Annotated in this window: 1 protein-coding gene; it reads left to right on the top strand. The window is 61.2% G+C overall.

All coding sequences use genetic code 11. From position 1 onward, the window contains the following. Window positions 1–894: aspartate/glutamate racemase family protein (locus tag AWB81_RS43560; RefSeq protein ID WP_144444415.1), on the top strand; the 894-nt coding region annotated here is incomplete at both ends.

Here is an 894-nt window from a genome sequence, read left to right as displayed (position 1 = left end):
AAGTCGATGCCCGCGGCGAGCGACGGCGAGCATTTCGATGCCATCTTCGAGCAGCATCCCTTCCGGGGTTCCGATGCAGGCAGCGAGACGTTGACGCAAAGAAAGCTGTACATCTTCGATCTGTTGAACAGCTTCGAGAAGCGCGGCGTGACGACGATCGTGCTTCCTTGTTTTCTCAGCCACACCTTCATCGATGAGTTAAAGGCCAACTCGCCATTGCAGATCGTCGACATGATCGAGGCGGTCCGCAGCCATGTAAGAAGGAAGTTTCCTGCCGTTCGCCGTGTCGGCGTGCTGGCGTCCGGCTATGCGCGGCGCAAAGGCCTCTTCGAAAAGTATTTCGCGGCGCCCGAGTTCGAAGTGATTCATCCGCGCGCAGCCGAAGGCATCGACCTCGTCACTGAAGCCGTCTATGGACCAGACGGCGTGAAGAGCGGCAATCTGCGTGGCCGGCCGGTCGAACTGTTGCGCGAGGCATGCGAGGACTTCATCGCGCAGGGTGCCAATGTCATCGTGCCCGGCCTGACGGAGATCGCGCTTGTCGCCGAGGACATCGGGCCGCTCCGGGTCCCGCTGGTGGATTCGAACCTCGTTTATGCGCAATACGTCGTGTCGGGCCAGTACGGGTCCCCGGAAACGATCTTCAAGGTGGGCGTGGTCGGAGGAGTAGGGCCAGCGGCGACCGTCGATTTCATTCACAAGATCGTGCGCGCCACACCCGCGCGGCGCGATCAGGACCATATCAAGCTGATGGTCGAGCAGAATCCGCAGATTCCCGACCGCACGGAGAACCTGATCGGCAACGGTCCCGACCCGACCATCTCGCTCTATGCGACTTGCAAGAGGCTCGAAGCGGGTGGCGCGGACATCATCGCCATCCCGTGCAATACCGCC

This window comes from Caballeronia arationis (genome assembly GCF_001544975.2).
Taxonomy (GTDB): domain Bacteria; phylum Pseudomonadota; class Gammaproteobacteria; order Burkholderiales; family Burkholderiaceae; genus Caballeronia; species Caballeronia arationis.
The sequence above is the reverse complement of the archived record's forward strand: the minus strand, read 5'-3'. Positions and strand labels throughout refer to the sequence as shown.